This is a genomic window from Luteimonas sp. A534, from assembly GCF_054072805.1.
In genome coordinates, this window is record NZ_JBSVRR010000020.1 from 1 (window position 1) to 1,413 (window position 1,413).

General features: G+C 60.9%; 2 protein-coding genes. Both read left to right on the forward strand.

The genetic code is table 11. From position 1 onward, the window contains the following. Positions 1-91: 91 nt before the first annotated feature. Positions 92-448: a hypothetical protein gene (locus tag ACW5F0_RS14710; protein ID WP_457000042.1), complete on the forward strand. Its 357-nt coding sequence runs from the start codon at positions 92-94 to the stop codon at positions 446-448. 445 nt (positions 449-893) lie between these two features. Next, complete coding sequence (locus tag ACW5F0_RS14715) at positions 894-1,334, forward strand: pyrimidine dimer DNA glycosylase/endonuclease V (protein WP_457000043.1); 441 nt, start codon at positions 894-896, stop codon at positions 1,332-1,334. Positions 1,335-1,413 lie beyond the last annotated feature (79 nt).

Here is a 1,413-nt window from a genome sequence, read left to right on the forward strand (position 1 = left end):
GGCGGCATTGCACTCTGGTGCGCCGCCTAACAGTTCATTTAAGCCGACGCCGCTTCGCGGCGCGGCTTAATTCAGGCGTTAGGCCCGCATCATGCAAAGCCGCCAGTCCCAAAAAGCGCTCAGCATCGCCTCCGTGGCGGTACTTGCCACAGCCTTTGCACTTTCGGTTCCGGTTGTTGAGCGGCTCATTGCCGCCATCTGGCAGGGGTACAAGTTCGCTGGCTACTCGGATGCTGGCTTCATCACGCTCAGTCTTAGAACCGGTCTCCTCTTCTCCGGTTTGCTCGCTGCTACCTTTGGGTCGGCCCTGTGGTTCAATCGGCTTGCCAAGCGTCGCGGCGCATCCCGCGCCAGAAGCATGTCTTCTCTGGCCATGTGGGTCGCAGCGGCAGTTCTGGCGACTTACTGGCTCTTGGGCATGAGTGGCCTCAATGCCTGGCGGGCCTAACAATTCATTCAAGCCGACACCGCTTCGCGGCGCGGCTTAATTCAGGCGTTAGGCCGCACTCGGTGCGAGGTCCGACATTCCGCTCTTTTGGTGGGTTCCTCCGGCCGGTTTCGCCAAGCCCACTGGGTCGCTTCGTTCAAGATTGCGTGGCACAGCATCCAGCTCGTCTGAGCATCACGGGCCGAGGGTTCTGGCGCCCACCTCCATAGTGGGCTTTGGGTAGCCCAAAAGCTCAGGCGCCGGAGCAAGCTTGAAGCGCAGACTCTTTCGCTCGGTCCAGGGCCGCAGTCAGAGCGTGGCCAGTTGTTGTAATGTTCCGGCTCGGGTGTTGGGCTGCGGTGCTCCCAGGCAAGAGTTCGCGGTGTCTTGTGGCGGCGGCCTAACAATGCGTTCAAGCCGAAGCCGCTTCGCGGCTCGGCTTAACTTAGGTGTTAGGCGCCACTGCATGCGTCTCTGGTCACTGCACCCAAAATATCTAGACCCGCAAGGGCTCGTTGCACTTTGGCGTGAGGCATTACTGGCCAAGGCAGTGCTTCGCGGCCAGACGCGCGGCTACACCCGCCATCCTCAGTTGGAGCGTTTCAAAGCGCACCCACGTCCGCGCTCGGCCATAAACTCGTACCTGGCCGCTGTCCATGCCGAGGCAACTCATCGAGGCTGCGTTTTCGACCGCTCCAAGATCGGTCCAGTCCGGGCTGTTCAACAAATTCCTGTCAATTCGGGCCAGCTTGCGTGTGAGTGGCTACATCTGCAAAGCAAGCTGTCAGTTCGCAGTCCAGCCGTGCTTGCCCAATGGAGCGCCGTGCTCATTCCAGCGTGCCACCCGCTGTTTCATCCGCAACCTGGGCCCGTGGCATCATGGGAGCGGGCGTCGGGTGGCGGGTGAATTCAACCACCAAGTGCGACAGTCCTGATCAGGCGCGGATTCGCTGTTCGGGCGTTTCATAGTCGTAGCGCTTCCTCGG

Bases quoted from the DNA above. Each gene is read 5' to 3' on its own strand.
- ACW5F0_RS14710 (WP_457000042.1), top strand. From the start codon at position 92: ATGCAAAGCCGCCAGTCCCAAAAAGCGCTCAGCATCGCCTCCGTGGCG.
- ACW5F0_RS14715 (WP_457000043.1), top strand. From the start codon at position 894: ATGCGTCTCTGGTCACTGCACCCAAAATATCTAGACCCGCAAGGGCTC.